The organism is Cedecea neteri, from assembly GCF_000758325.1.
Lineage (GTDB): Bacteria > Pseudomonadota > Gammaproteobacteria > Enterobacterales > Enterobacteriaceae > Cedecea > Cedecea neteri_B.
This window is the reverse complement of sequence record NZ_CP009459.1, coordinates 2,844,682-2,871,434: the sequence shown is the minus strand read 5'-3', so window position 1 is coordinate 2,871,434 and position 26,753 is coordinate 2,844,682. Positions and strand designations below refer to the sequence as shown.

Genomic DNA, 26,753 nt, shown 5'->3' with positions numbered 1-26,753 from the left:
CCTGTCTGGTTTGCAGGAAAACTCGCCGCCTGCGGGCCGGGCAAGTCTTTGAGCCTTGTCGTTTTAGGCGCAACAGGGTAAGTTTTAGGGCAGTTAAATTTTGCGGCCTGCACGTTGCAGGTAAAGCTTATTGGAGGGGTTAAATGGCTCTGCAACAAGAGATTATTCAGGCACTGGGCGTCAAGCCACAGATCGATGCCACCGAAGAGATCCGCGTCAGCGTTGATTTTCTGAAAACGTACCTTAAAACCTACCCGTTTATTAAATCTCTGGTGCTGGGGATCAGCGGCGGCCAGGACTCCACTCTGACAGGCAAACTTTGCCAGCTAGCCATTAGCCAACTGCGTGAAGAAACCGGCGACGATAGCTATCAATTTATCGCCGTGCGCCTGCCGTTTGGCGTGCAGGCCGACGAGCAAGACTGCCAGGACGCCATTGCATTTATCCAGCCGGATCGCGTGCTAACGGTGAACATCAAGGGCGCAGTGCTTGCCAGCGAGCAGGCGCTACGCGAGGCGGGTATCGAACTGAGCGATTTTGTTCGCGGCAATGAAAAAGCCCGCGAGCGCATGAAAGCGCAGTACAGCATCGCCGGGATGACCAAAGGCGTCGTCGTGGGGACTGACCATGCCGCGGAAGCCGTTACTGGCTTCTTCACCAAGTATGGCGACGGCGGCACTGACATTAACCCTATTTTCCGCCTCAACAAACGCCAGGGCAAACTGCTGCTGAAAACGCTGGGCTGCCCGGAACATTTGTACCTGAAGGCCCCTACAGCCGATCTCGAAGACGATCGCCCTTCACTGCCGGATGAAGCAGCCCTGGGCGTAACCTATGTACAAATTGACGATTATCTGGAAGGTAAAACCGTTCCGGCTGAAACCGCAAAAATCATCGAAGGCTGGTATCTGAAAACAGAACACAAGCGCCGCCCGCCGATTACCGTGTTTGATGATTTCTGGAAAAAATAGTCAGAAACAGCTTTGCGTAAGCAATTTTTCAGGGCGGCACAGTGCCGCCTTTTTTACAGGATGGACATGGACACCTCTTCGCAACGCGCCACGCTTATCGGCCTTATCGCAATCCTGCTCTGGAGTACCTCCGTTGGTCTGTTGCGCAGCATCAGCGAGCACTTTGGCGCAGTCGGCGGCGCGGCCCTGCTCTACACCGTCAGCGCGCTGTGTCTTTGCCTCGTCCGGGGCTTACCCAAAATACGCGAACTGCCACCCCGTTACCTCTGGGCTGGTGGGCTGCTCTTTGTTAGCTATGAAATAAGCCTGGCGCTTTCAATTGGGTACGCGCATACCCGCGTCCAGTCCCTGGAGCTGGGGATGATCAATTATCTCTGGCCCTGCCTGACCGTCTTTTTTGCCCTGTTTATTAATGGGCAGCGTAGCAACCTGTGGCTGTGGCCCGGGCTCGCGCTTTCCCTTGCCGGGATTGTGCAGGTGATGAAAGGTGACGGCGACTGGTCGCCTCTGGTGATGTGGCACAATATTCTCGATAACCCGCTGGCCTATGGTCTGGCTTTCGCCGCCGCCGTTATCTGGGCGCTTTACTGCAACCTGACGCGGCGCTGGAGCGAAGGCAAAAGCGGCGTCAGTCTGTTCTTCTGTGCCACTGCGGTGGTGCTGTGGTTTAAGTTCGCCTTTGTTGAACACCCGGAAATGCACTTCACCCTGTCTGGCACGGCGCAGTTGCTGTTTATGGGGATTTCCACCGCCGTCGCCTACTCAGCCTGGAATATTGGCATTCAGCGGGGAAACATGACGCTGCTCGCCACGGCGTCCTACTTCACGCCGGTGTTATCGGCCCTTCTCGCCACGCTGTGGCTGGGCCTGCATCCCGGCTTTGCTTTCTGGCAAGGCGTACTGATGGTTGTGGGCGGTTCTCTGCTCTGCTGGCTTGCCACCCGACGCTATGGTTAAGGGCGATTCCCTCTTCACCTTCACGGCTGCTATACTGGTGAAATAAACAGTACCCAGGAGTCCGATGTGGTCAGGCGTGCAAATACGTCGCGGCTAGAGTTTGAAGCCGCGGCGGTCTATGAATATCCAGAGCATCTCAGGCCGTGGCTTGATGATCTGCCCAAAAAACCCGGCGTCTATGTTTTTCACGGTGAAAGCGACGTTATGCCGTTGTATATCGGCAAAAGCGTCAATATCCGCACGCGCGTGATGTCCCATTTTCGTACGCCTGATGAAGCCGCGCTCTTGAGGCAGTCTCGCCGGATTACCTTTATCCGCACCGCCGGCGAACTCGGGGCGCTGCTGCTCGAAGCGCAAATGATCAAAGAGCAACAGCCTCTGTTCAACAAACGCCTGCGTCGTAACCGCCAGCTTTGTTCCCTGTCTCTCCTGGGGGAGACACCGCAGGTTGTCTACGCCAAAGATATCGATTTCTCCCGTCAACCGGGCCTGTACGGGTTGTACGCGAACCGCCGGGCTGCGCTGCAAACGCTGCAAGGGCTAGCCGATGAGCATCGCCTCTGTTACGGCCTGCTGGGCCTGGAGTCACTGAGTAAGGGCCGGGCCTGTTTTCGCTCAGCGCTTAAACGCTGCGCCGGAGCCTGCTGCGGGAAAGAGACTCAGGCCGAACATCACGCCCGCCTGGTTCAGGCTCTTGAACAGGTGCGCCTGATTTGCTGGCCATGGAAAAGCGCCGTCGCCATCGTGGAACACAGCCCGGAGATGACCGAGTATCACCTGATCGATCACTGGTTTTATCTTGGCTCGGTGCAGCAGTTAAATGACGCGACAACCCGCCGTCAGCCGCCGGAGGGCTTTGATAACGACGGCTATAAAATTCTCTGTAAGTTGATGCTGAGCGGGGAATATGAGGTGATAGAACTGAAGTAGACTCCCCTCAAAGAGAGGAGTCTAAAATACTATGCCACCGACGAAGGCAGAAGCTTCATGATAGCCTCCGGCCAGCCGTCGCTGCAGCCCCAGAGGCGCATTCGCTCGATATCCGGCGCCAGCAGACGGTCTTTTTCCAGGAATGCCACGCGCTCGCGGATATCCCCGAAGACCTTTTCAAGCAGCGGTGAGCTGCGCAACGGCCGGTGAAACTCGATGCCCTGAGCAGCGGCCATCGCCTCAATCCCAACCACTGCCGCAGTGTTAAAGCACATGGAACCCAAACGACGAGCCGCATAGGTCGCCATCGAAACATGGTCTTCCTGATTCGCAGACGTTGGCAGGCTGTCGACGCTGCCAGGATGGGCGAGTGATTTATTCTCGGAGGCCAGTGCCGCAGCGGTAACCTGAGCAATCATAAAGCCGGAGTTAATCCCGCCCTCTTTCACGAGGAACGGCGGCAAGCCTGAGAGTCCAGTGTCCAGCAACAGCGCCAGACGACGCTCCGAAATCGCGCCAATTTCCGCCACCGCCAGCGCGATAATATCGGCGGCAAAAGCGACGGGCTCCGCGTGGAAGTTGCCGCCGGAAATCACTTCTCCGGTGTCGCTGAACACTAGCGGGTTGTCCGAGGCGGCGTTAGCCTCAATCTGCAGAACACGCGCGGCATGCCGCAGGTTATCCAGACACGCCCCCATCACCTGTGGCACGCAGCGAATGGAGTAAGGATCCTGCACGCGGCCACAATGCGCGTGGGAATCAACAATTTTACTGTCGGCCAGAAGCGCAGTGACCGCCGCAGCCACATCAATCTGCCCCGCCTGGCCACGAGCCTGGTGGATACGCGCATCGAACGGCTTCACGGAGCCTTTGATAGCCTCCAGTGACAAAGCTCCCGCCACCAGCCCGGCAGCAAACACTTTCTCGCCCTCAAACAGCCCGCGAAGCGCAAGCGCCGTCGAAACCTGAGTGCCGTTGAGCAGCGCCAGGCCTTCTTTTGGCCCCAGCACCAGCGGCGTAACGCCTGCCAGTTTCAAGCCCTCAACGGCAGGGATCTGTTCGCCGTTCACCCTGACATTCCCCTCCCCGAGCAACATCAGCGACAGGTGCGCCAGCGGGGCCAGATCCCCGGATGCCCCCACCGAGCCTTTCTCCGGGATCACCGGCATTACGCCCGAGTTGAACAGTGCAATCAGGCTGTCAATCACCAGCAGGCGAACGCCGGAATGCCCGCGTGACAGGCTGATAATTTTGCTGGCCATCACCAGCCGGACCACATCATCCGGCAGCGCTTCGCCGAGCCCCACGCTATGAGAAAGCACCAGATTACGCTGGAGTTCAGCCAGATGATCGGTGGCGATGGTGGTTTGCGCCAGCTTGCCAAAACCGGTGTTAATGCCGTAGACCACGTCGCCGTGGGCAACAATAGCTTCTACCGTACCGAGCGCCCGCTCAACGGCGGCAACCGCCCCTGGGTCAAGCCTGAGCAGCACGTTTCCATGGTAGATCTCGCGCAGAGTGGCCAGTGAAACGGAACCTGGAGTGAGACTGCATAGCTTCTTTTGCGTTGACATGTCAGCATCCTGTTTGCATCGGGTTTTTGTCTATATTTGTATATACAACTTAACTAATAAACCAAATAATCCGCCAGCGGGTCATAGGACTTTTTTATCGAACGGTGAGCCGGATCGCGCTTGTGAAATTTATCCAGCACGGGATGCTACAGGACGTTTACAGGGAGGGGAAATGGAGAGAGAAACCGCAACAAAACAGCCGTTTCTGAGGATAAGTAGCAGAAAGAAAGTAGATTGCCCGGTCATTTTCCGGGCATTCAGTCTACAAATAAGTAATTTCGCTAAACAACAGCTGCCCTTCGTTTTTTAGCAATCGCAGCGTGTGGCTGCCTTCCTGCCACCAGGCGCCCTGGTCCGGTGAAAGCAGCTTATCTTCCAGCTGCCACTCCCCGCTCAGGACGTACACAACGCCGCCCCGGGTACCGAAAGTAGTAAAGGTTCTGTCCGCCACCCGCACCTGGGCCCGGCAACGGTCCCGGCGTGTCATGACGTTAAAGTCCATCGACATGCCGCGAGTCAGTTCAGCTTTTACGGGCTGTTCACCGGCAAAAGTAAAAGGCTGATGGCGCTTGAGCGTATGCCTGAACGCCTTTCCGCCGTCGAGAACAACCTCACTCCCCTCCAGCAGAGTCATCACCCGGTCAACCTGCGGAAAGACGGGAAACTCACCGTTGTGAGCCAAAGAGGCGATGCTGGCGCGCCAGTTGAAATCTCGCGTCGCGGGCGGAAAACAGCATATTTCTCGCGTTTCCCCGGCGCCGTTGCGCCAGAGGTTAACCGGCACCTTTCGTATATCAAAGAATTCCATCACCACTCCTGAGGACGCACGGCATCCGTGCACCCTGGCATTAGCTCTTTAAATTGAGCGACCCCAAAGGAAGATCTCCGCCCGGCGGCCAGCTCATCAGTTCTCTGTTTTGTTCGTCAGATCTTTGCCTGACGCCAGTGTTATCGGCAGCCGTGGCCGGTTGCTGTAGCCCTGGTTCTATTTTTGTGACAATGATTTAGCGGCTTTTTTGTCGGGAAGCAAAGTAAATTTATCGCCCTCAATACCGGGCGGTAAAATCTGCGGAGTGAGCTGCAATTTTTAATGTAAGTTGCTGAAATTGAGTATTTAAAAGGGCTTGTCCGGCCGACGTGATTATTGCCAGGCGGTATTATTTAAGTCGAGAGAAAGGGAAATAGTGGGGCAAGGTGATTAAACGAGAAAACCGCCGATCCTGTTCACAGCGTACCTCGCTATTGTGAACAGGACCGGCGGTCTTAATTTAGTTGCTCAGGCTTACTGAGCAGCTGGCATTTTACCTTCATGCGCTGGACGTTCTGTCAGACGCTTCTCAAAATTCGCATTAAACTGTTTTTTCTGATCCGGCGTCAGGATGTTGTAGATTTTGTTCTGGGTTTGCAGATGCGCCAGCATGCGCGCTTTATTCTGCTCTGCCATTTTATCGACCTGCGCCTGTGCTTTGGCCTGGTCGAAGCTGTCGCTGGCAATCACGTCGTGCATCGCGCGGCGTTCGTCAACGGATGGGCGCTGCATCTTGCCGCGCTGCTCTTTCATAATGTCTTTAATTTGCTGTTTCTGCGCATCGGTCAGGTTCAGGTCTTTGAACATCATCTCGTGCATCGGGCCGCGCATCATTTTATGGTGCATCATCGGGGCATCGGTTTGTGGAGCCGCAGCCGGGGTTGCGTCCGCAGCATGCGCCAGGTTTGCGGCGCCCAGAGCCAGGGTAGAAGCGACGAACAGTGCAGTTAATTTACGCATATTTTTAACCTTCTCTTTTCATTAAATTGACGACTCGCTTAAAACGACGATGTCGTGTTGACGAGAATGAGTTTACGAGTCTTATCGTCAAGGAGACGGTGGCATCCGTAAATCATTGAAAGGATATAAAACAAGAATGCATCAATTATGAAGAAAATAAGGATTAAGGCGGGGAATAGTGCAACCAAATATAACAACACACTGATTATAAAGACAATATGAAGAGTGTACAGCAATCAACCTGACGAATAAACCCTGTATCCAGGAATTATCCGTAAATAAATTAACAACACGAAATGATTAAGCAGCTCAATTATTCAGAGCTGCTTAAAGTTTAAATTTCCTCTAGCATCAGCCCCGCTCTCAGCCCCAGCGCCACATCCGGGTTGGGGAATAAAACGTACTCTTTTTCACCGGCAACGACATAACGCTTCTCACCATCTTCAGCCAGCAGCGTGCCCTTCGAAAACGCGGTAAAGTTCTGCGTTTGGCCGGACATGTGCAGCACAAATTTCTCCGACTGCCGGGTGATTTGCTGTGCCACGCGGTAACGCAGCGGCTCCACCTCCATGGTCGGTGGCGCCGCCCCGCTTAATAACGCCGAGATGGCTTCTTTGGTTACCGCAAACTGGCCATGATCGTTCTGCCCAAACGGCCTGGCTTTTCCCAGCTCCAGCGTGCAGCTCAGCGCCCCAAAATGCTCGCTGCTGAAATGGCTAAAGGTGCCGCCGGGCTTTTGGTGAAACACCAGCGCCTGCAACCCGGCGCAGCCCAGCCAGGTTAAAAAGCTCTCGCTATAAGGCAGCGGCCTCGCCGGAAGCACGCCAAACCGGGGATGATAAGAGCCACGAATGGCGGTATGCATATCCAGATGCCAGCGGGTTTGCTCCTCACTTCGCGACCAGAATTGCTCGAGGGCATGTTCAAGCCTGGCCGCACGTTGGGTTTCTACGCTTTCAGGAAACTGCTGCCACCGCCCGCCAAACATTCGGTTCATATCGCTATGGGTATAACGCTTATCCACGCGCAGCGCCGCTGGGTTACCCAGAATAATCATCGTGCGCCACTGCAGCGGAAGCCGCCCCGCGATCAAGCTGTTGGTCAACTGGCCAAGGATCTCCACCGGGGCGGTTTCGTTGCCGTGGATCCCGGCCGATATAACCAGTGCTTTCCCCGTCGTCTCATGTGGCGTCAACGTCAGAATACCTTCGTCCCACCAGCGCCAGCTGAGGTGAGCATTCTCTCCGGAGGTTTGTTCAGGCGCCTTGCCGGCCAGCGTCTGCGCCAGAAAATCAATCATTCTTTCTCCCCTATTGCTGGAACGGGTACACCGAGCCTAAATCCAGAATGCGCGTCAGTTCATCCAGCGCTTCACGCCCCTCGCGCAGCAGCTGCGGGTCGGCTAAATCAGCCTGGGTTAAACGGTCGCGATACCAGCGGTCAACCCAGCCATTGAGCGTCATAAACAGCGTGTCGTTCATCATCACCGCCGGATTAACCGCTTTAAGCTCTTCATCCGTCAGCACTACTCTCAGGCGCAAACACGCCGGGCCACCGCCGTTAGCCATACTTTCCCGCAGATCGAACACCTGCAGCTCACGGACAGGGTTATCCGCCTCCAGCAGTTGGTTAAGGTAGCGCCAGACGCCGGGATGCTGGCGAGACTCTTCCGGCAGCACGAGCGTCATGCCGCCGTCGGCGCGGCTCAGCAGCTGACTGTTGAACAGATAGGTCGAAACCGCATCGGCCACCGAAACCAAATCGTCCGGGACTTCCAGCGCAGTAAAACCAGGGACTTTTTCGCGCAGACGCTGATAAAGCCCTTGCTGATCCACAAACGCATGCTGGTGGCAGAACAACACCTCGCGGTTAGAGACCGCGATAACATCGTTATGAAAAACGCCCTGGTCGATCACTGCCGGGTTTTGCTGAGCGAAGATAACTTGCTCAGAACGCACCTGATTCAAACGCGCCACGGCCTGGCTGGCCTCCAGCGTCTGACGGGCAGGATAACGGGCCGGGGCCTGCCCGCTTTTCGAATCTTCACGACCATAAACAAACAGCTGCACGCCCGGCTCGCCATACTCGCCGCCTAAACGGTTATGGTTGGCGGCGCCTTCGTCACCAAACAGCGCCACCTGCGGCAGCGCGCCATGCACCGTAAAACGCCCGGTATCCCGGAACATCGCTCGCAGCACGCTTTCTGTCGTCGGTGCTTCACTGGCGCGGTGGAATTTATTGTTCAGGTTGGCGACGGTGAGATGCACTTTGCCGTCCTGCGTATCGGCTGACGGTGATACCGTCGCCGCATTCGCCACCCACATCGAAGACGCCGAACTGGCGGCGGACAGCAGCTGAGGAGCCTGCCGAGCCGCGCGCTCAACAACCTGCTCGTCGCTGCCGCTAAAGCCTATCTGGCGCAGCACGCCAATATTCGGCCGCTCCTGCGGGGCAATCACGCCCTGCGGATACCCCGCGTCCGCCAGCGCTTTCATCTTCAGCAGCCCCTGTTTTGCCGCCAGCTTTGGGTTAGACACGCGGAACTGGTGCTTCGTCGAGGCTTCATTGCCGAACGACAGCCCGGCGTAATGGTGGGTCAGCCCCACCAGTCCGTCGAAGTTGGCCTCACGCGCGCGCTTCATGGCTGCTCCTCACGGCTGAAATCCAACCCCGGACTCAGGGTTGGCGGTAGCGCGAAGCTCGTGCTTTCCAGCGAAGCCATCGGCCAGGCGCAGTAATCCGCCGCATACCAGGCGCTGGCGCGGTGGTTACCCGAAGCGCCCACGCCGCCGAATGGCGCAGTGCTGGCAGCGCCGGTCAGCGGTTTATTCCAGTTCACGATCCCGGCTCTGGCTTCCAGTAAAAGCTGGTCAAACTGTTCACGGGACGGAGAAATCAGCCCGCTCGCCAGGCCATAGCGCGTGTCGTTCGCCATCCGAATCGCATCGTCAAAGCTGTTATAGCGGTAAATCGCCAGCAGCGGGCCAAACACTTCTTCATCCGGCACGTCAGCCACACCGCTAAGCTCAACGATGCCCGGCGTCAGTAAAGAAGTGCCTGGCCGAATCATTTTTGGCTCAAGCAGCGGTTTACCGCCGCGGGCAACGTGAGCCTGAAACGCGGTCAGTACCCTTTCAGCCGCCTGCACCGAAATCAAGCCGCCAATAAACGGTTGTGGCATAGCGTCCCACTCCCCCGGCTGCAGACGGGCAGAAACCTCAACCAGACGGCGAATAAACGTATCACCCTGCTCGCCCTGCTTCACCAGCAGACGGCGGGCGCAGGTGCAGCGCTGCCCGGCGGTGATAAACGCTGACTGGATAGCCACGTGCACAGCCCCATCGATATCCTGCGGATCTTCGACGATCAGCGGGTTGTTCCCGCCCATTTCCAGGGCGAGGATCTTCTCCGGCTGCCCGGCAAACTGGCGGTGAAGGTGGTAACCTGTGCCCGCGCTGCCGGTAAATAGCAGCCCATCGAGCGCCGACTGATTAGACAGCGCCTCGCCGGTTTCGCGCCCGCCCTGTACCAGGTTCAGCACGCCAGCGGGTATGCCCGCTTCTTCCCAAAGCTTCATCACCTGCTCACCAGTGCGCGGCGTCAGCTCACTCGGTTTAAACACCAGGGTATTACCGGCCAGCAGTCCCGGCACAATATGGCCGTTGGGCAAATGACCCGGGAAGTTGTAAGGGCCAAAGACCGCCAGCACGCCATGAGGACGATGGCGTAAAGTAGCCGCCCCGTCCGGCATCGCGGTGTGCGTTTCGCCCGTTCTGGTGTGGTAAGACTTGATGGAAATAGCAATCTTATTGACCATCGCGGTCACTTCGGTGGCCGCTTCCCAGCGAGGTTTGCCGGTTTCTTGCGCAATTGTTTCAGCGAGTGCAGTTTTATTCGTCTCAAGCAGACCTGCAAAACGCTCCACAATCTCCTGGCGTTCCGCAAACGGGCGTTTCGCCCAGGCAGGAAACGCCGCGCGAGCCGCCCGGCAGGCTTCTTCTACCTGCGTTTTATCCGCCACCAGCCCTTCCCACAGCAGCGAGCCGCTCACCGGGTTATGTTTTAACAGCGCTTCGCCACGGCCCGGCACCCATTGTCCATTGATCCAGTTAGTCATACTTTTTTCTCCTCGGGGCACAGGCGCACTACGCGCACGGTATCGCCGCTGGCGCACTTCAGCGCGTCGGCAGTTGCAGCATCAATAACCAGTTTCTCGCCTTTCGGATCGGCTTTGATCAGCATCACGCGGAACTGGTGGTAATTTTCATTGGCGACCAGGCAAACGGGCAGTTCGTCGGTAGCGGGCTGGCCTACCGCGACGGTTTGCAGTCGGCTCTTGCGGATCGCCCGCACGCGGTCGATATCGCACTCCAGCGTAGGGCCGCCGTCGAAGATGTCGACATAGTTACGATAGCGGAATCCTTCGGCTTCGAGCACGGTGCGCGCTGGCGCCGTTTGCGGATGCACCTGGCCGATCACCGCCTGTGCCTCTTTGGACAGGAAGTCGGTATAAATCGGGTGTTTTGGCATCAGCTCGGCAATAAAAGCTTTCTGCCCGGTGCCACATAAGTAGTCGGCGCGAGCGAACTCCATAGAGAAGAAGCGGTTCCCAAGGCTTTCCCAGAACGGTGAATGCCCATGTTCATCGATTACCCCGCGCATCTCGGCAACCACTTTGTCGTTGAAGCGCTCGCGGAAAGCCGCCATAAACAGGAAACGAGACTTGGATAACAGATACCCGTTACCCTCTTTACGCCAGGCTGGGTCGAGGAACAGCGTGCAAAGTTCGCTCGCGCCAGTGTGATCGTGGGTGAGAAACAGCGTGGGCAGCGCGTTGTAGATATTCAACTCTTTGGAGGCATGAACCAGCGTCCCGACCCGGTAGTTGTACCAGGGATCGTTCAGGCCCACGGCCACCTCAATGGCGCAAATCCCCACCATCTGGCCACTGCTGGTATCTTCCAGCACAAAAACATAGCCCTGATCGCCCTTCGGCAGCCCGCCCTGCCAGGTCTGCAGCGAGCGTTCGATTCGGTCGGCCAGCGTTTTTTCATCGGCGGGGAGCGAGGTCAGCCCGCCGCCGGTTTTCCCGGCAAGCTTAAGCAACCCCGGCAGATCGCCCCGTTCAATCGGGCGGATGACCATCATGATGAAACTCCCGCAAGGAAGCGTTCGCAGGCGCGCTCGAAGCGATCCAGGCCCAGCTGAACTTCCGCCTCACTGACGATGAGCGCTGGTGCAAAACGCAGCACGTTAGCCCCGGCAATCAGCATCATCAGGCCTTCCTGGGCGGCAGCCTGCAGAATAAGTTTCGCTTTACCGGCATGTTCAGGGCGCAGCGCACAGCCGATCAGCAGCCCCAATCCGCGCACTTCGCTGAACAGCTGATGCTTCTGGTTAATGTGGTTCAGGCGCTCAACAAACCAGTCATGCCGCTGTTTCACGCCATTGAGCACCTCAGGTGTATTGATGATTTCCAGCACGCGACCGGCAACCGCAGAGGCCAGCGGGTTTCCGCCGTAGGTGGTCCCGTGGGTGCCAACCACCATCACTTTGGCAAAACGATCGGTGGTCAGCAGTGCGCCAATCGGGAAGCCGCCGCCCAGCGCTTTGGCCGTCGAGAGCACATCCGGCGTCACGCCATAATGCATATAGGCATACAGAGAACCCGTGCGGCCCACGCCGGTTTGCACTTCATCAAAAATCAGTACCGCGTTGTGTTTGTCGCAAAGTTCGCGCAGCCCCTGAAGGAACTCTGGTGTCGCTGGAACGACCCCGCCTTCACCCTGCATAGGCTCGACGATCACCGCGCAGGTTTCGTCGTTAATCAGGTCACGGGCTGACTGCAAATCGTTAAACACCGCGTGGTTAATCTGCGGCGGCAGCGGCGCAAAATCCTGAGAATAAGCGGGCTGGCCACCGGCCGTGACGGTAAACAGCGTGCGGCCATGGAACGCATTCTTGAACGCGACGATGCCGCTTTTCTGCGCGCCAAAATTATCATGGGCATATTTACGTGCCAGCTTCAGCGCCGCTTCGTTGGCCTCAGCCCCTGAGTTACAGAAGAACACTTTCTCCGCAAAGGTGGCGTCGATGAGCTGCTTCGCCAGCTTCAATACCGGCTCGTTGGTGTAGCCATTGCCGGTATGCCAGAATTTTGCCGCCTGCTCCTCCAGCGCTTTACGCATTTCAGGGTGAGCATGCCCCAGGGCGTTAACCGCGATGCCACCGGCAAAGTCGATGTAGTCTTTTCCCTGCTGATCCCACAGGGTGGAACCCTCGCCGCGAACCGGAATAAAAGGCGCAGGGGCGTAAACCGGCATCATCCATTCGTCGAAATGTTGGCGTGTAATTGACTGCGACATAGTGACCCCTCACGGTAAACAAAAAGTTTATTAAATGTTAAATAATTGAGTGTTTGCGCTGTAAATGTAGATTGCAGGCATCGTGCCAGCCAGCGATAAAAATGCATAAACCGAAGGGTAAAACGAAAAATCAATAACTTAAAAACACTCACTATTCACTTAAAGTGAATATTTAGTGCATAGTTTTAACGTTCCGCCTGATTCGCGACACGAAAACAAGAAATATTATGCAGTGGTAAAATATAATGCTGGAATTGTGATCGCCTTCGGGATTTGCCTGCCGTTTTCGCCCCCTTTTTGCGCATCGAGATCAATTTTGGTGCAAATGTTGCTTTATTTTTGCCCGTCAAACGCGCCTATGGCAGCGATTAGCTTCAGCGCAGCAACCTGCGCCGTTTTCTGCTACCATCCTGCAACAATTAACCTGACAACCTGGCAGCGACTATGAAATTTGTCTCTTTTAATATCAACGGCCTGCGCGCCCGTCCTCATCAGCTTGAAGCCATCGTGGAACAGCATCAGCCGGACGTTATTGGTCTGCAGGAAACCAAAGTGCACGACGATATGTTCCCGCTGGAAGACGTGGAGAAACTCGGCTATCACGTGTTTTATCACGGCCAGAAGGGCCATTACGGCGTGGCGCTGCTGACCAAAGAGAAACCGATTTCGGTACGTAAAGGCTTCCCGACTGACGACGAAGACGCCCAGCGCCGCATTATCATGGCGGAAATTCCGTCTGAATTTGGCAACCTGACGGTGATTAACGGCTACTTCCCGCAGGGCGAAAGCCGCGATCATGAAACCAAATTCCCGGCCAAGACTAAGTTTTACCAGGATCTGCAGGACTTCCTGCAGGGTGAACTGCGCCCGGAAAATCCGGTGCTGATCATGGGGGATATGAATATCAGCCCGACGGATCTCGACATCGGAATCGGCGAAGATAGCCGTAAGCGCTGGTTGCGTACCGGAAAATGCTCGTTCCTGCCGGAAGAGCGTGAGTGGATGGCTCGCCTGCTCGGCTGGGGCCTGGTGGACACTTACCGCCACGCTAACCCGGAAGCACAGGACAAATTCTCGTGGTTTGACTACCGTTCAAAAGGCTTCGACGATAACCGTGGCCTGCGGATAGACCTGCTGCTGGCAAGCCAGGGGCTCGCGCCGCACTGCGTGGCAACCGGGATCGACTACGAGATTCGCGGCATGGAAAAACCGTCCGACCACGCCCCTGTTTGGGCGCAGTTTAAGCGGTAAGGGAAATACTGAAGGTAGACACATCTTCAGACAAGGACAGCGAGATGCCGTTTTTCCCCCTGACGAGGCGCGAACAGAATGCGTAAAATCCTGTTTTTGCTGCTGGCCACGCTGGTCATCTCGCTGTTAATCCTGCTGCCGCCGGGGACCCTTAGCCTGGCGACGCTGCAGAAATATCACGCCCAGCTCACTCTCTGGCACGCCGAGCGCCCGGCGCTGGTGATGAGCGCCTTCTTCCTCGGCTATTTCCTGATTTCTGCCCTTTCCTTCCCCGGCACGCGCATTATGACCCTGATGGGCGGTGCGCTATTTGGGCTGGTCGAAGGCACCGTGCTGGTTGCCACGGCGGCAGCCAGCGGCGCAACCGTGGCGATGTTGCTGAGCCGTTACTTCTTGCATGACTGGGTACAGCGGCGCTTTGCCACCACAATGGCGAAGATCAACGAGGGCATTAAGCACAATATTACGCACTGCCTGTTTGCCCTGCGCCTGGTGCCGGTTCTCCCCTTTTCTATCATCAACCTGCTGATGGGGCTGACGCCGATTTCCGCCGTTCGTTTCGCGATAGTCACGCTGCTTGGCCTGCTGCCGTCTATCGTGCTGTACATCAGCACCGGCCGCCAGCTTAGTCAGATAGAAAGCCTGCGGGACATTATTTCCCCCACCATGCTACTGCTGTTTGCACTGATTGGCCTGCTGCCGCTCGTGTCCCACTGGCTGATAAAAAGAACCCGCTTAAAAAATTAAACGCCTCCGATCATCGAAGGCGTTTTGTCGCTAGCCCTGCGAAAGCAAGGTCACGTCAACATTCCCGGCAATCGCTCGCGAGTAAGGGCACGTTGCGTGGGCAGTTGCCAGCAGAGTTTCCCGCTGCACCTCGCTCAGTCCGGGCAGCCTGACGTGAAGCGTTACCGCCAGTGCAAACTGGCTGTCGTTATCGACTTTCCCCAGCGAGACACTGGCATCCACGGCGGTTTCTTCCGGAATGTGGATAGCCAGTTTTTTCCCCGCCAGCCCAATCGCCCCCATAAAGCAGGCGGAATAACCGACGGCAAAAAGCTGTTCCGGGTTTGTGCCCGGTTTGCCGGACCCCGGCGTGCTTAGCTGTACATCCAGGCTGCCGTCATCAGAGCGCCCGTGTCCGCTGCGCGCGCCAACGGTTGTGGTATGGGCGGTATAAAGCACTTTCTCGAGTTTGCTGGACATGGTGATTCCTCAATCGTGGGTAAGAAGAGCCGCCATTTAACCGCCGCGATGTATCTGCAATATGTTCTCCGGCTGGCCAAAATGTATAACTCTGTATCCGCTTCATGACCTGGCTCAAGCAAGCTGTCACAGCCCCTCCGCTATACTCCACGCCTTTACGGCAGCGGGTGCTGGATGAAGATGGATGAGCAAAATAAACGAGGTGAGCGTGCGTAAGGGTATTTTTGCGCTGCTGATCATCATGGCGGGGCTATTTCTGTATCTGCTTCCTCCGGGCACCCTAAGCCTGTCGGCGCTGCAGCACTCGCAGGCTGAATTTGCGCGCTGGCACGCACAGCACCCAATATTGGCGATTGTGGCTTTTTTGGGCTGCTACTTTCTTACCGCCGCCTTTTCCATTCCCGGTGCCACTCTGCTCACGCTGCTGGGCGGGGCTATCTTTGGCCTGGTGTTGGGCACCTTGCTGGTCGCCCTGGCGGCCACCGCAGGCGCAACCGCCGCGATGCTAATCAGCCGTTATCTGTTGCGGGACTGGGTGCAGCGCCGCTTCTCACGCATGATGGAAAAAGTGGATCTGGGCATACAGCGCGACGGCGGTCATTACCTCTTCGCCCTACGGCTCGCGCCGGTCTTCCCTTTTGTGCTGGTGAATTTATTAATGGGCCTGACGCCAATAGGCGTCGTTCGCTATGCCGCGATCAGCCTGCTCGGCATGCTACCCGCCATCCTGGTCTACATTAACACCGGCAGGCAGCTGAGCCAGCTGCAAAGCCTGGGCGATATTCTCTCCCCCGGCATGATGCTGATGTTTGCTCTATTAGGGCTATTGCCACTGGCCGCGCGCTGGCTGGTCAGACGAACCGCCCCATAACACGCTGAGGACTTTCTCTTGCAACGATTAATACCTGGCATACGGGCGCTGATGCTTGCTCTGACGCTGCTCGGCTTTAGCGCCGTGGCACAATCTCAGGACTGGCAGAATATTCGCCAGCAGGCCAACGGCCAGACAGTTTACTTCAACGCCTGGGGCGGCGATCCCGCCGTTAACAGCTATCTGGACTGGGTCAGCCATGAAGTAAAAACGCATTATGGCGTGACGCTTAAAGTGGTGAAGCTGGCGGACGCGGCCGATGCGGTGAGGCGCATTCAAAGCGAAGCGGCCGCGGGCAGAAAAACCAACGGGTCGGTAGATCTGCTTTGGGTTAACGGCGAAAACTTTAGCGTGCTCAAGCAGGTGGGTTTGCTCAGCGAAAACTGGGCCGAAAACCTGCCAAACTGGCAATATGTTGATGTGAAAAAACCTGTGCGGGAAGATTTTTCGGTACCGGTTGACGGGGCTGAGGCGCCCTGGGGAAGCGCACAGCTGATGTTTATCGGTGATAAGCTACGCACGCCAGCCTTCCCGCAAAATGCAGAACAACTGCTGGCCTTCGCCAAAGCCCATCCCGGCAAGCTCAGCTACCCTCGCCCGCCCGATTTTACCGGCACGGCGTTCCTTGAACAGCTTTTGATTGTCTTGACCGAAAAACCGGCCGCGCTGAAAACGGCCCCGGATCCCGCCACCTTCGGGCAAGTCACCGCCCCGCTCTGGCATTACCTTGACCAGCTTCATCCTTTCCTTTGGCAAAAAGGTAAAACGTTCCCGCCGACGCCGGCGCGCATGGATCGTATGCTGGCCGACTGCGAGCTGCTGCTGTCTGTGACTTTCAACCCGGCGCACGTCGACAATCTGATCGCTCGCCGCCAGCTCCAGCCGTCGGCAGAATCCTTTGGCTTTAGCAATGGCATGTTGGGTAACGTGCATTTTGTCGCTATTCCAGCGAACAGCAGTGCCAAAGCCGGAGCGCAGATCGTGGCTAATTTCCTGATGTCTCCGGCAGCGCAAATCCGCAAAGCTGACCCGGCTGTCTGGGGCGACGCAAGCGTGCTGAGCAGCCACGCGCTGCCGCCACCGGACAAAGTACAGCTTGAGGATCGGGTGCCCAAAAGCCAGCACCCGGTGCCTTTCCTGGCGGAACCTCACGCCGCCTGGGTTAACGCGCTGGAGCAAGCCTGGCTTCAGCGCTACGGGTCGCGATGAGCCGCGGCTTTACGGTTGCCGGAGCACTGGCGGCGGGTCTGGTGTTTGTGCCGGTGCTGCCGGGGCTTGCCCTGATAGTGCCGCCATTATTACAAGGTGAAACCTGGCTTGCCTTCTGGCAGGACTCACAGTGGCCGGAAGCCTTAATGACTACGCTGGTTTCAACTACTCTCAGCGTGGGCGGTGCGATGCTGCTGACGTTAATCATTCTCTGCACTCTTTATCCCGGCGAGCGCTGGCAGCGCTATCTTCAGCGCCTGCCGCTGCTGCTGGCCCTGCCGCACGTCGCCCTCGCCAGCGGCTTTTTCTTTCTGTTTTCCGACAGCGGCTGGCTGGCACGCCTTTTCAACCTTTCTCTGCCGCCGGATAACTATGGCATTGTCCTCGGCCTCATGCTGGCGTTAAAAGAAGCCTGGTTCTTACTGTGGTTCTCAGCCTCGCAGCTACATAGCGAACAAATGCACCAGCAGATAACGCTTGCCAGAACGCTCGGCTACGGCGAGCTACAATCCCGTCTCTATGTGCTGGTGCCGCAGCTCTTGCCGCGCCTGGGCTGGGCTTTAGTGGCGGTGACGGCATACAGCCTTTCGGTCGTGGACGCCGCGCTGATTCTTGGCCCCGCCAATCCGCCCACTTTTGCCGTGCTGGCCTGGCAATGGCTAACGGACAGCGATATCTCCCGCCAGCACATGGGGCTGGCAGCATCCTGTCTGTTGCTGCTGATACTCGGGGCTTTTGCTATTTTCGGGCGTTTGGTGTGGGCAATGATAAAACGGCGGGTCGGGTGCTTTTCAGGCAAGCGATATGCCCTGAATCTGCCCTCGGCGGGCGTGGTGACCACCGGTTCACTTTCCCTGTTTGGCTTTACGTCCATCGCAATACTCATCCTTTGGTCCTTAGCTGAAGGCTGGTTCTCTCCGGCGCGATGGCCTGAAAGTTTAACCCTTAGCGGCTGGCAGCAGGCTGAACTGACGCCCGTCTGGACAAGTTTTGTGGCCGGGCTTATCAGCGCTTTGCTCGCCCCGATCGTGACAATATTGTGGCTCAAAGGCTGCCCGCGCCGGTACGATCGCTGGCTGTATCTGCCGCTGCTGCTGCCTGCGCTGCCGCTGGCCGCCGGGCAGTATCAACTGTTGCTCAGGCTGAACATGGAAGGAAGCTGGGCCGCGCTTATCTGGAGCCATTTGCTGTGGGTCGTGCCTTATACGCTGTTGATCCTTGCCCCGGCCTGGCAGCGGATCGACGCGCGCCAGGTGCTGACGGCGCGAACTTTCGGCTGGTCGCCGGGGAAAATCCTCTGTCTCATTCAGGTTCCGCTGCTCGTCCGGCCTTTGCTGGCAGCGCTGGCGGTCGGTTTTTCGGTCAGCATCGCGCAATATTTGCCTACGCTTTACGCCGGGGCGGGCCGGTTTGCTACCGTCACAACGGAAGCCGTGGCGCTCAGCAGCGGGGGCGATCCACAGCAGTTTGCAATCCAGGCCTTGCTGCAAATGCTGCTGCCGCTGGCCGTATTTTTCGCCACAATCTCAGCCAGCCGCCAGGCTGGCACCCACCGAAAAGGATTGCGCTAATGCTGAGCGTGCGAAATTGTTCCCTCTCCCGTAACGGCGAACCGCTGCTGGCGAATATCAGCTTTGACGTTGCGCCGGGCGAGATTGTTACGCTGATGGGCCCGTCTGGCGTGGGTAAATCGACGTTTCTGAACTGGATGATCGGCGATTTAGCCCCAGTGTTTAGCGCTCAGGGCACACTACGGCTTAACCAGCGCAGCCTGACGTTTCTGCCAGTTGAACAGCGCCGAATCGGCATTTTGTTCCAGGATGCGCTGCTATTTCCCCACCTCAGCGTTGGGCAAAATCTGCTGATGGCAATTCCCGCCTCAGTCGTTGGGCGCTCGCAGCGGCAGCGTGTTGTTTCGGAGGCACTGGAAAGCGCCGGGTTGCCCAGCTATGCCCGCAGAGATCCGGCTACGCTCTCCGGCGGGGAACGAGCGCGCGTCAGCGTCCTGCGAACCCTGCTGGCTGAGCCTGAAGCCTTATTGCTCGATGAGCCCTTTTCCCGCCTCGACCTGCCGCTGCGCCAGGGCTTTAGAGAATTTGTCTGGCAAAAAGCAAAACAGCTCAGACTGCCGGTCGTGCTGGTCACTCACGATGAGCAGGATGCGCCGGCCCACGGCCAGATTATCCGGCTTTAACCCATCGAACATGAGGTATCGCAAAGAAGCCAGTGCCAGCGAGGACTAAACTTGCGGCTCTTTTGCTATCCTTCAGGTTATTAGATGAAACGTGTTTCTCAGCTAACCATTGCCCTGCTGCTTGCCGGGCTGTCCCAGGTCACTTTTGCCGCCGCGATGCCCACTGAAATGAACCTCTCCAGCGTAAAAGCCGAAAACGGTGCGGTAATTGATACTCGCCCGAGTGCGTTTTACAACGGCTGGCCGCAGGCCTTAAACGGCAGCGGCGGCCATGAACCCGCCGCATTGAATCTTTCGGCCTCCTGGCTGGCGCTAATGAGCGATGAACAGATTTCAACGTGGGCTAAGCAGCATCAGTTGACCAAAGACGGATTAATGGCGCTGTACGGGGACGACGCTCGGGCCGTGAAAGCTCGTTTAGAAAAACTGGGCTTTACGCAGATTTCAATCCTGAAGGACGCCCTGCAGGATCCTTCCCGCCTGCAAAAGCTGACGCATTTTGAGCAGCTGGTGTACCCGCAATGGATCCATGATTTACAGAATAAAAAACCGGTCACCGCCTCCCCTGCCGGAGACTGGAAAGTGATTGAAGCGGGCTGGGGCGCGCCGAAAAAATACCTGCTCAGCCATATTCCAGGCGCGGGCTACATCAACACCGAAGAGGTGGAGAGCGAGCCGCTGTGGAACAAAGTGTCCGACGACAAGCTGAAAGCCATGCTGGCGAAGCACGGCATCCGACACGATACAACAGTCATTTTGTATGGCCGTGACGTTTACGCGGCAGCGCGCGTGGCGGCGATCATGCTGTACGCCGGTGTGAAAGATGTCCGCCTCCTGGACGGGGGCTGGACAAAGTGGAGCGCGGCGGATCTGCCCGTTGAACGTGGCCTGCCCAGCCAGACGACACCAGCCCCCGACTTCGGTGCCCCGATTCCCGGCCAGCGTCAGCTGATGCTGGACATGGAACAAGCGCGGGCGCTGCTGCACCGCAAAGACGCTTCTCTGGTCAGCATTCGTTCCTGGCCGGAATTTATCGGCACCACCAGCGGGTACAGCTACATCAAGCCCAAAGGCGAGATTGCGGGTGCCCGCTGGGGCCACGCGGGCTCTGACTCCACGCATATGGAAGACTTCCATAACCCGGACGGCACCATGCGCACAGGGGACGATATCACCGCGATGTGGAAAAGCTGGAATATCAGGCCGGATCAGCACGTTGCGTTCTACTGTGGAACCGGCTGGCGCGCCTCCGAAGCGCTGATGTACGCGCGGGCAATGGGCTGGAAGAACGTTGGCCTGTATGACGGCGGCTGGTACGAATGGAGCGCGGACCCTAAAAATCCTGTTGTCAGCGGCGAGCGTAAACCGAACTGATGCTGATTTGAGGACTGCGCCCCTCACCCTAACCCTCTCCCCAAAGGGGAGAGGGGATAAATAGTACGTGTATTCTCCCCCAGAGTGAAATTGTTCTCTCCCTCATACTTTTGAGTACTCCCCCCAGACTGGAACTGTTTTCTCCCTCTCCCCCTTGGGGAGAGGGTCGGGGTGAGGGGTTTCAATCTGCCGATTTCTCCTGCCGTTTTAACGTCTTATACCCACCCCAGACGCGGTTGAACGTGGTCAGCCAGCACAGCGCGCCGAAGCCCCACGCCAGCCAGACAAACCCACCCGGAAACAGACAGCCAAGCACAAACAGCAGGAGAGTTTCGCTGCCTTCCGTCAACCCCCCCAGATAATAAAACGACTTATGGGCGTAGCCTGGGTTCGTGATATCGTGCTTATGCGCCAGCGCAGCAAACGCCAGAAAGCTGCTACCGGTGCCGATAAACGAAAACAGCAGCCACGCACCGGCGAGCGCGTTTTGCACGGGATCCGCGAGAATAAAACCAAACGGCACAAGGGCATAAAAAAGAAAATCCAGCGTAATATCGAGGAAGCCCCCCGCATCGGTTAGCCCTCTCCGTCTCGCCAGCGCGCCGTCCAGGCCATCAAGTAGCCGGTTAAAGACAATCGCGACCAGCGCCGGGAGATACCATTGCAGCGCCAGAAAAGGCAAAGCAAGCACGCCAATCGCAAACCCTGCCAGCGTCAGCCTGTCCGGCGTGATAGCGGGCTTATCGAACACGCTCACCAGGCGATTCAGCGCGGGTTTGATGCGAGGGTGAAGATAGCTGTCGAACATCTAGCGTTTTTCCTTTGTCGGGCATAAACCCTGGGAGGGGATATCCAGCGCGGCGTTAAAGCGAGCCGAAAGGTTCTGGAAGGCAATCAGCGCGGTCAGCTCGGTCCCAGCCTGGTCGTTAAAATGCTGTTTAAGCATGTTTTTTAACTCGTTGGTCACCTGCGGCGGCGTGGCGGTCATTGCTTCAGCGTAGGCCAATGCGACCCGTTCTTTCTCGTTAAACAGGGATTCATTTTGCCAGTTGGCCACCGCCAGCACTTTATCCATCGACTGGCTACGCTCTGCAAGGCGCAGGCTATTGGCGTCGATGCAAAATTCGCAGCTACATAACTGCGATACCCGGGTCATCACCAGCGAACGGGTCACAGGGTCGATTTTTGCCCGGCGTCTTTCCAGAAAACCGACAAACAGCGCCACCAGCCAGAACAAATACGGCAGACGCCCCCACCAGCGGGTTGGGTTTAACACCGCACCAAAATGTTTCTCCTGCATCGCCACAATCGGGCGCAGGCTTTTGGGCAGCGTTTTAAGGGGTGCAATCCAGGGCTCGCTTTTCGTTTCCATCATTCAGTTACTCTTTTGCTGGCATGTCAGGGCGAGTATTATGCCACGCCAGCCCCACAGAGAATGGACACCCATGTTAAAAAACCTTGATGTTGTCGCGGCTATTATCGAGCGCGAAGGCAAAATCCTGCTCGCCCGTCGCGCTGAAAATGGCGATCAGCCCGGCCTGTGGGAATTTCCTGGCGGGAAAGTAGAAACGGGGGAAACGCAGCCCGAAGCGCTGGCGCGGGAGCTACTGGAAGAGCTGGGAATTACCGCGCAAATTAGCGGCTACGTGGCCAGCCATCAGCGCGAAGTGAGCGGGAGAATGATTCATCTGCACGCCTGGCATGTGGACACCTTTCGCGGCGAACCAGGCGCCCATTGCCACAGCGAGCTGGTCTGGTGTGAACCGCCGGAGGCGCTTGACTATGCCCTCGCCCCGGCGGATATCCCGCTACTGAAAGCGTTTATGGCTTCACGCGGCGCCAGACCAGCGGATTAGTCCCTAAGACTTTGTCATCACGCTGGCACTGCAACAAAATACCTTCCGTTTTCACCACCGCCCCTTCGGAATAGTTTTTGTTTTCATAAATACAGCACTGGTTGCAGGGTGGCGTCTGCGGCTGATTGCTGTTGGTGAACACTTCCGGTGGGATCACCACGTCAACGTCAGGCTGACGGGGCTGCACCGCCATCGCTGGCAGACTCATCATTAGCCCCACGACGGCGGCGAGCAGGCTTTTTACTGGCATCATCACTTCCCTCTTTTTTGGCCCAACGTTTTGCTTTTTTTCCGTCATCCTGGGCTTTGATGCCCTTAAATGCGTGGCGTACCGGCGTGGTTCGCGCCTGATGAATCAGGTCATAAAGCGTTTGCACCAGCGGCTGCATAAAGTCCTGATAGCGGCACTGCTTTTCGCTGATTTGCGTTAGCGTTGATTCCCAGTGCGCGGTCATGTCCGGCCTGGCGGCCAGCTCCGGCAGCGAGTGGATCAGCGCCCGCCCGGCTTCCGTAGAATGAATATAGCGCCCTTTCTTGACCAGGAACGCGCGTTTGAATAACAGTTCGATGATCCCGGCTCGTGTCGCCTCGGTGCCTAATCCGTCCGTGGCGCGCAGGATCTTTTTCAGATCTTTATCCTGCACAAAACGCGCAATCCCGGTCATCGCGGAGAGCAGCGTCGCGTCGGTAAAGTGGCGCGGCGGCTGAGTTTGCCGTTCCACCACTTCGCCATGCTCACACAGCAGCTCGTCGCCTTTAGCGACCACCGGCAGCGGTGTGCCGTCATTCTCTTCATCACGCTCTTTATTGCCCAGCAGCGCACGCCAACCCGCTTCGGCAAGGAAACGCGCTTTGGCAATAAATTTGCCTCCGGCGATATCCAGATCGATGGTGCATTTGCGGAATACGGCGTCGGCACAGAACTGCATTAGGTATTGACGGGCGATCAGGCCATAAACTTTAGCCTCATTTTCATTTAATGAAATTGAAGTGCTCCGGGCGGTCGGAATAATCGCGTGGTGGGCGTCCACTTTTTTATCATCCCAGCAGCGGTTACGCAGGTCAGCATCCACCGCCGGCTGCGGCAGCAAATCTGGCTGATGTACGCCGATGGCGTTCATCACCGCATGCCGTCCGGCAAAGTGCTCTTCGGGCAGATAGCGGCAGTCGGAACGCGGATAGGTGATCAATTTGTGGGTTTCGTAGAGCTTCTGGCAAATATCCAGCACGTTCTGGGCGCTCAGCCCAAAGCGTTTCGCCGCCTCAATTTGCAGGCTCGACAGCGAAAACGGCAGCGGTGCAATTTCCGATTCCCGTTTATCGTTATAGGCCGTGACCAGCGCCGGATGGCCGTTGATACGCGCCACGACGTGCTCCGCGAGCTTGCGGTTCAGCAATCGGCCTTCTTCGTCCTGATGGGGTTCGCAGGATTCACTCGGCTGCCACACCGCCACAAAGCGCTCGTCCGCTGGCGTCACGATGTGGGCTTTCACTTCGAAATAATCTTTGGCGACGAAATTCTCGATCTCTTCATCGCGGCGCACGACCAGTCCCAGCACCGGCGTCTGGACGCGGCCCACGGACAGCACGCCCTGGTAGCCCGCATTTCGCCCGAGAATGGTGTAGGCGCGGGTCATGTTAATCCCGTACAGCCAGTCAGCACGGGCGCGGGCCAGCGCCGAAACGCAAAGCGGAATAAACTCGCTGTTGGCGCGCAGACGGGAAATCGCCCGCTCCACGGCCTGTGGGTTAAGGTCGTTGATCAGGCAGCGCTGCACCTGCAGGCGCTTTTCTGGTGCCAGCTGGAGGTAGTCCAGCACTTCGTCCACCAGCAGTTGCCCTTCACGATCGGGGTCACCCGCGTGAACCACTTCGGTGGCCTGAGCCAGCAGCTTTTTAATCGCGTTAAGCTGTTTAGTCACGGAGGGGCGAGGCTGAAGCTGCCACTTTTCCGGCACGATAGGCAAATCAGCAAGGTTCCAGCGGGCATATCGCCCGTCGTAGGCGTCCGGCTGCGCCTGCTCCAGCAGGTGGCCAATACACCAGGTCACCACCTGGCCGTTGCCGCATTCGATAAACCCATCGCCGCGACGATGGGGCTTAGGCAGCACGTCAGCAATGGCTCGTGCAAGGCTTGGTTTTTCCGCAATAAACAGCCGCATGAATTAACGGATCTCGATCATTGGGCGGCCAGCGCGGGCATCTTTCAGTTCACCGATAGCGCTAAGCTTAATGCCGTTGCGCTCGGCAGCCGCGAAAACTTCGGCTTCGGCATCAGCACGAACGGCCAGCAGCAGGCCGCCGGAAGTTTGTGGGTCGCACAGCAGGTTACGCCATGCTTCAGGCATCTCGCCAATCAGTTGACCGTAGCTGGCAAAGTTGCGGGAAGTTCCGCCGGGCACGCAGCCCTGCTCGATGTAGCTTTCCACGCCCGGCAGTTTTGGCACACATTCGTACCACACTTCCGCCTGAACGCCCGCCCCTTCGCACATTTCGCTCAGGTGGCCCAGCAGACCAAAACCAGTGACGTCGGTCATCGCGGTCACGCCTGCAATGTCGGCAAACTCCGCGCCGACTTTGTTCAGTTGGCACATGGTTTCTGCCGCCAGGCCTTTGTGCTCTGGCAGCAGTAGGGATTTTTTCTCGGCGGTGGTCAACACGCCAATGCCCAGCGGTTTAGTCAGGTACAGCTTACAGCCGGCTTCGGCAGAGCTGTTTTTCTTCACTCGCTCGGTTGGCACGACGCCGGTTACCGCGAGGCCAAAAATCGGTTCAGGGGCGTCAATCGAGTGGCCACCGGCCAGCGAAATCCCCGCCTGCTGGCAGACAAAACGCCCGCCTTCGATAACCTCACGGGCAATTTCCGGTGCAAGCGTATTAATCGGCCAGCCGAGAATAGCGATCGCCATGATCGGTTTCCCGCCCATCGCGTAGATGTCGCTGATGGCGTTGGTCGCCGCGATGCGGCCAAAGTCGAAGGGATCGTCCACGATTGGCATGAAGAAGTCAGTGGTGCTGATGATACCGGTGCCGTTGCCCAGGTCGTAAACCGCCGCATCGTCGCGGGTTTCGTTCCCCACCAGCAGATTAGGATCGACAAACTTCGCCTGCTCGCTGTGCAGGATGGTTTCCAGCACCTTCGGGGAAATTTTGCAGCCGCATCCTGCGCCGTGGCTGTACTGGGTCAAACGAACGGTTTGCTTCATGGACTTTTCCTTTCTTTGCCAAATTCTGTACCCAATATGGTAGCGCTCAAACTCCCTGGTGGTAAGTCTGGCAATCCTAATTCGCTCGCCGTTGCTCACTATGCAGGCAATACGGACGTTTTGTGAAGCCAGGCCGCATTTTGCCAATACGCTCTTTTACTCGAATATGACAGAAATGTTACAACCATCTGGCAACTCACTGGACAACTAACGCAAGTAAGGAATAAAAATGAAAAAGCGTGTATTAGCCTTCTGTATTGCTGGCCTGTTCTCCTCTGCGGCCTTTGCCCTTGCCCCTCCGGGAAATGACGCCACCACCAAGCCCGACCTTTATTACCTGACCAACGCCCAGGCCATTGACAGCCTGGCGCTGCTGCCACCGCCGCCGGAAATCGGCAGCATTGCGTTCCTGAACGATCAGGCGATGTATGAGAAAGGCCGCCTGCTGCGCGCCACCGAACGCGGCAAACTGGCCGAAGAAGATGCCAACCTGAGCGGCGGCGGCGTGGCTAACGCTTTCTCCGGCGCGTTTGGCTCGCCAATTACCGAAAAAGATGCGCCGGAACTGCACAAGCTGCTGACCAACATGATTGAGGACGCCGGCGACCTCGCCACGCGCGGCGCAAAAGAAAAGTACATGCGCATTCGCCCATTTGCCTTCTATGGCGTGCCGACCTGTAATACCAAAGAGCAGGATAAGCTGTCGAAAAATGGCTCTTATCCGTCCGGGCATACCTCAATTGGCTGGGCCACCGCGCTGGTGCTGGCGGAAATCAACCCGCAGCGCCAGAACGAGATCCTGAAACGCGGCTTTGAGCTGGGGCAAAGCCGCGTAATTTGCGGCTACCACTGGCAGAGCGACATTGATGCCGCTCGCGTCGTGGGGTCTGCCGTAGTGGCTACGCTGCATACCAACGCCGCCTTCCAGCAGCAGCTGCAGAAAGCGAAAGACGAGTTTGCGAAACAGCAGAAGAAATAAGACGTGAAGTCCCTGCCGGGTAGATGCCCGGCAGGATGACGC

General features: G+C 57.3%; 26 protein-coding genes. 12 read left to right on the top strand and 14 right to left on the bottom strand.

Features of this window, described 5'->3' with window-relative positions:
• Nucleotides 1–143: 143 nt before the first annotated feature.
• The 3 genes from nadE (at nt 144) to cho (ending at nt 2,858) form a co-directional block, all read left to right on the top strand.
• On the top strand, nt 144–971 hold the full coding sequence (gene nadE, locus LH86_RS13565) for an ammonia-dependent NAD(+) synthetase (RefSeq protein ID WP_039302225.1): 828 nt from the start codon (nt 144–146) through the stop codon (nt 969–971).
• Between the two features lie 66 nt (nt 972–1,037).
• Nucleotides 1,038–1,928 (top strand): aromatic amino acid DMT transporter YddG, encoded by an 891-nt coding sequence (gene yddG / locus LH86_RS13560; RefSeq protein ID WP_039302223.1) that lies wholly within the window; start codon nt 1,038–1,040, stop codon nt 1,926–1,928.
• Nucleotides 1,929–1,994: 66 nt separating this feature from the next.
• Nucleotides 1,995–2,858 (top strand): excinuclease Cho, encoded by an 864-nt coding sequence (gene cho, locus LH86_RS13555; RefSeq protein ID WP_039302220.1) that lies wholly within the window; start codon nt 1,995–1,997, stop codon nt 2,856–2,858.
• Nucleotides 2,859–2,887: 29 nt separating this feature from the next.
• Here the strand turns inward: cho and hutH are convergent, their stop codons facing one another.
• From hutH to LH86_RS13515, 8 genes are all read right to left on the bottom strand, one after another.
• Nucleotides 2,888–4,432, bottom strand: coding sequence for a histidine ammonia-lyase (gene hutH / locus LH86_RS13550; RefSeq protein WP_039302218.1), 1,545 nt, complete (start codon nt 4,430–4,432; stop codon nt 2,888–2,890).
• Between the two features lie 262 nt (nt 4,433–4,694).
• On the bottom strand, nt 4,695–5,240 hold the full coding sequence (ves, locus tag LH86_RS13545) for an environmental stress-induced protein Ves (RefSeq protein WP_008456615.1): 546 nt from the start codon (nt 5,238–5,240) through the stop codon (nt 4,695–4,697).
• 474 nt (nt 5,241–5,714) lie between these two features.
• On the bottom strand, nt 5,715–6,200 hold the full coding sequence (spy, locus tag LH86_RS13540; RefSeq protein ID WP_039302215.1) for an ATP-independent periplasmic protein-refolding chaperone Spy: 486 nt from the start codon (nt 6,198–6,200) through the stop codon (nt 5,715–5,717).
• A gap of 334 nt (nt 6,201–6,534) precedes the next feature.
• Entirely contained in the window at nt 6,535–7,500 is a 966-nt protein-coding gene (gene astE, locus LH86_RS13535; RefSeq protein WP_039302212.1) for a succinylglutamate desuccinylase, read from the bottom strand.
• Nucleotides 7,501–7,510: 10 nt separating this feature from the next.
• Nucleotides 7,511–8,842 (bottom strand): N-succinylarginine dihydrolase, encoded by a 1,332-nt coding sequence (gene astB, locus LH86_RS13530; RefSeq protein ID WP_039302209.1) that lies wholly within the window; start codon nt 8,840–8,842, stop codon nt 7,511–7,513.
• Nucleotides 8,839–10,317 (bottom strand): succinylglutamate-semialdehyde dehydrogenase, encoded by a 1,479-nt coding sequence (astD, locus tag LH86_RS13525; RefSeq protein ID WP_039302206.1) that lies wholly within the window; start codon nt 10,315–10,317, stop codon nt 8,839–8,841. The genes astB and astD overlap by 4 nt, the downstream gene beginning before the upstream one ends.
• Nucleotides 10,314–11,348, bottom strand: coding sequence for an arginine N-succinyltransferase (gene astA, locus LH86_RS13520; RefSeq protein WP_039302203.1), 1,035 nt, complete (start codon nt 11,346–11,348; stop codon nt 10,314–10,316). The genes astD and astA overlap by 4 nt, the downstream gene beginning before the upstream one ends.
• Nucleotides 11,345–12,565, bottom strand: a complete 1,221-nt coding sequence (locus tag LH86_RS13515) for an aspartate aminotransferase family protein (RefSeq protein ID WP_039302201.1) — start codon at nt 12,563–12,565, stop codon at nt 11,345–11,347. The genes astA and LH86_RS13515 overlap by 4 nt, the downstream gene beginning before the upstream one ends.
• Before the next feature lie 444 nt (nt 12,566–13,009).
• Between LH86_RS13515 and xthA the strand changes: the two genes are divergently transcribed.
• Nucleotides 13,010–13,816: an exodeoxyribonuclease III gene (gene xthA, locus LH86_RS13510; protein ID WP_039302198.1), complete on the top strand. Its 807-nt coding sequence runs from the start codon at nt 13,010–13,012 to the stop codon at nt 13,814–13,816.
• A 78-nt stretch (nt 13,817–13,894) separates the two neighbouring features.
• A complete protein-coding gene (locus tag LH86_RS13505; protein ID WP_039302195.1) occupies nt 13,895–14,563 on the top strand; it encodes a TVP38/TMEM64 family protein in 669 nt (222 codons plus the stop codon).
• Nucleotides 14,564–14,593: 30 nt separating this feature from the next.
• Here the strand turns inward: LH86_RS13505 and LH86_RS13500 are convergent, their stop codons facing one another.
• Nucleotides 14,594–15,022, bottom strand: a complete 429-nt coding sequence (locus tag LH86_RS13500) for an organic hydroperoxide resistance protein (protein ID WP_039302192.1) — start codon at nt 15,020–15,022, stop codon at nt 14,594–14,596.
• 184 nt (nt 15,023–15,206) lie between these two features.
• Here LH86_RS13500 and LH86_RS13495 point away from each other — a divergent pair, with 184 nt between their 5' ends.
• From LH86_RS13495 to LH86_RS13475, 5 genes are all read left to right on the top strand, one after another.
• A complete protein-coding gene (locus LH86_RS13495; RefSeq protein ID WP_231562691.1) occupies nt 15,207–15,893 on the top strand; it encodes a TVP38/TMEM64 family protein in 687 nt (228 codons plus the stop codon).
• Nucleotides 15,894–15,944: 51 nt separating this feature from the next.
• Nucleotides 15,945–17,102, top strand: coding sequence for an ABC transporter substrate-binding protein (locus tag LH86_RS13490; protein ID WP_081943013.1), 1,158 nt, complete (start codon nt 15,945–15,947; stop codon nt 17,100–17,102).
• Nucleotides 17,099–18,673, top strand: coding sequence for an ABC transporter permease (locus tag LH86_RS13485; RefSeq protein ID WP_052045581.1), 1,575 nt, complete (start codon nt 17,099–17,101; stop codon nt 18,671–18,673). Before LH86_RS13490 ends, LH86_RS13485 begins: the two co-directional genes overlap by 4 nt.
• Nucleotides 18,673–19,296 (top strand): ATP-binding cassette domain-containing protein, encoded by a 624-nt coding sequence (locus LH86_RS13480; RefSeq protein WP_039302187.1) that lies wholly within the window; start codon nt 18,673–18,675, stop codon nt 19,294–19,296. The genes LH86_RS13485 and LH86_RS13480 overlap by 1 nt, the downstream gene beginning before the upstream one ends.
• An 84-nt stretch (nt 19,297–19,380) precedes the next feature.
• Nucleotides 19,381–20,670, top strand: coding sequence for a sulfurtransferase (locus tag LH86_RS13475; RefSeq protein WP_039302184.1), 1,290 nt, complete (start codon nt 19,381–19,383; stop codon nt 20,668–20,670).
• A gap of 181 nt (nt 20,671–20,851) precedes the next feature.
• On the opposite strand, the gene LH86_RS13470 is transcribed toward LH86_RS13475, so the two are convergent.
• Both LH86_RS13470 and LH86_RS13465 read right to left on the bottom strand, forming a co-directional pair.
• Complete coding sequence (locus tag LH86_RS13470; RefSeq protein ID WP_039302180.1) at nt 20,852–21,478, bottom strand: CDP-alcohol phosphatidyltransferase family protein; 627 nt, start codon at nt 21,476–21,478, stop codon at nt 20,852–20,854.
• Nucleotides 21,479–22,045 (bottom strand): carboxymuconolactone decarboxylase family protein, encoded by a 567-nt coding sequence (locus LH86_RS13465; RefSeq protein ID WP_039302177.1) that lies wholly within the window; start codon nt 22,043–22,045, stop codon nt 21,479–21,481.
• Between the two features lie 70 nt (nt 22,046–22,115).
• On the opposite strand from LH86_RS13465, the gene LH86_RS13460 reads away from it, so the two are divergent.
• Nucleotides 22,116–22,526 (top strand): pyrimidine (deoxy)nucleoside triphosphate diphosphatase, encoded by a 411-nt coding sequence (locus LH86_RS13460; protein ID WP_039302174.1) that lies wholly within the window; start codon nt 22,116–22,118, stop codon nt 22,524–22,526.
• Here LH86_RS13460 and LH86_RS13455 read toward each other — a convergent pair.
• The 3 genes from LH86_RS13455 to selD are packed head-to-tail and all read right to left on the bottom strand — an operon-like array spanning nt 22,492 to nt 25,732.
• Nucleotides 22,492–22,737, bottom strand: coding sequence for a YnjH family protein (locus tag LH86_RS13455; protein WP_231560128.1), 246 nt, complete (start codon nt 22,735–22,737; stop codon nt 22,492–22,494). The two genes, LH86_RS13460 and LH86_RS13455, sit on opposite strands and share 35 nt — an antisense overlap.
• A complete protein-coding gene (locus LH86_RS13450) occupies nt 22,694–24,688 on the bottom strand; it encodes a DNA topoisomerase III (protein ID WP_039302172.1) in 1,995 nt (664 codons plus the stop codon). The genes LH86_RS13455 and LH86_RS13450 overlap by 44 nt, the downstream gene beginning before the upstream one ends.
• Nucleotides 24,689–24,691: 3 nt before the next feature.
• A complete protein-coding gene (gene selD / locus LH86_RS13445; protein WP_039302169.1) occupies nt 24,692–25,732 on the bottom strand; it encodes a selenide, water dikinase SelD in 1,041 nt (346 codons plus the stop codon).
• 229 nt (nt 25,733–25,961) lie between these two features.
• Here selD and phoC point away from each other — a divergent pair, with 229 nt between their 5' ends.
• Entirely contained in the window at nt 25,962–26,711 is a 750-nt protein-coding gene (gene phoC, locus LH86_RS13440) for an acid phosphatase PhoC (RefSeq protein WP_039302167.1), read from the top strand.
• Nucleotides 26,712–26,753: the final 42 nt, after the last annotated feature.

Bases quoted from the DNA above. Each gene is read 5' to 3' on its own strand.
- astA (WP_039302203.1), bottom strand. From the start codon at position 11,348: ATGATGGTCATCCGCCCGATTGAACGGGGCGATCTGCCGGGGTTGCTT.
- hutH (WP_039302218.1), bottom strand. From the start codon at position 4,432: ATGTCAACGCAAAAGAAGCTATGCAGTCTCACTCCAGGTTCCGTTTCA.
- LH86_RS13460 (WP_039302174.1), top strand. From the start codon at position 22,116: ATGTTAAAAAACCTTGATGTTGTCGCGGCTATTATCGAGCGCGAAGGC.
- LH86_RS13480 (WP_039302187.1), top strand. From the start codon at position 18,673: ATGCTGAGCGTGCGAAATTGTTCCCTCTCCCGTAACGGCGAACCGCTG.
- LH86_RS13465 (WP_039302177.1), bottom strand. From the start codon at position 22,045: ATGATGGAAACGAAAAGCGAGCCCTGGATTGCACCCCTTAAAACGCTG.
- astD (WP_039302206.1), bottom strand. From the start codon at position 10,317: ATGACTAACTGGATCAATGGACAATGGGTGCCGGGCCGTGGCGAAGCG.
- LH86_RS13505 (WP_039302195.1), top strand. From the start codon at position 13,895: ATGCGTAAAATCCTGTTTTTGCTGCTGGCCACGCTGGTCATCTCGCTG.
- xthA (WP_039302198.1), top strand. From the start codon at position 13,010: ATGAAATTTGTCTCTTTTAATATCAACGGCCTGCGCGCCCGTCCTCAT.
- LH86_RS13475 (WP_039302184.1), top strand. From the start codon at position 19,381: ATGAAACGTGTTTCTCAGCTAACCATTGCCCTGCTGCTTGCCGGGCTG.
- yddG (WP_039302223.1), top strand. From the start codon at position 1,038: ATGGACACCTCTTCGCAACGCGCCACGCTTATCGGCCTTATCGCAATC.
- phoC (WP_039302167.1), top strand. From the start codon at position 25,962: ATGAAAAAGCGTGTATTAGCCTTCTGTATTGCTGGCCTGTTCTCCTCT.
- spy (WP_039302215.1), bottom strand. From the start codon at position 6,200: ATGCGTAAATTAACTGCACTGTTCGTCGCTTCTACCCTGGCTCTGGGC.
- LH86_RS13485 (WP_052045581.1), top strand. From the start codon at position 17,099: ATGAGCCGCGGCTTTACGGTTGCCGGAGCACTGGCGGCGGGTCTGGTG.
- nadE (WP_039302225.1), top strand. From the start codon at position 144: ATGGCTCTGCAACAAGAGATTATTCAGGCACTGGGCGTCAAGCCACAG.
- LH86_RS13500 (WP_039302192.1), bottom strand. From the start codon at position 15,022: ATGTCCAGCAAACTCGAGAAAGTGCTTTATACCGCCCATACCACAACC.
- ves (WP_008456615.1), bottom strand. From the start codon at position 5,240: ATGGAATTCTTTGATATACGAAAGGTGCCGGTTAACCTCTGGCGCAAC.
- selD (WP_039302169.1), bottom strand. From the start codon at position 25,732: ATGAAGCAAACCGTTCGTTTGACCCAGTACAGCCACGGCGCAGGATGC.
- LH86_RS13450 (WP_039302172.1), bottom strand. From the start codon at position 24,688: ATGCGGCTGTTTATTGCGGAAAAACCAAGCCTTGCACGAGCCATTGCT.
- LH86_RS13455 (WP_231560128.1), bottom strand. From the start codon at position 22,737: ATGATGAGTCTGCCAGCGATGGCGGTGCAGCCCCGTCAGCCTGACGTT.
- astE (WP_039302212.1), bottom strand. From the start codon at position 7,500: ATGATTGATTTTCTGGCGCAGACGCTGGCCGGCAAGGCGCCTGAACAA.
- LH86_RS13515 (WP_039302201.1), bottom strand. From the start codon at position 12,565: ATGTCGCAGTCAATTACACGCCAACATTTCGACGAATGGATGATGCCG.
- LH86_RS13470 (WP_039302180.1), bottom strand. From the start codon at position 21,478: ATGTTCGACAGCTATCTTCACCCTCGCATCAAACCCGCGCTGAATCGC.
- LH86_RS13495 (WP_231562691.1), top strand. From the start codon at position 15,207: ATGAGCAAAATAAACGAGGTGAGCGTGCGTAAGGGTATTTTTGCGCTG.
- astB (WP_039302209.1), bottom strand. From the start codon at position 8,842: ATGAAGCGCGCGCGTGAGGCCAACTTCGACGGACTGGTGGGGCTGACC.
- LH86_RS13490 (WP_081943013.1), top strand. From the start codon at position 15,945: ATGCTTGCTCTGACGCTGCTCGGCTTTAGCGCCGTGGCACAATCTCAG.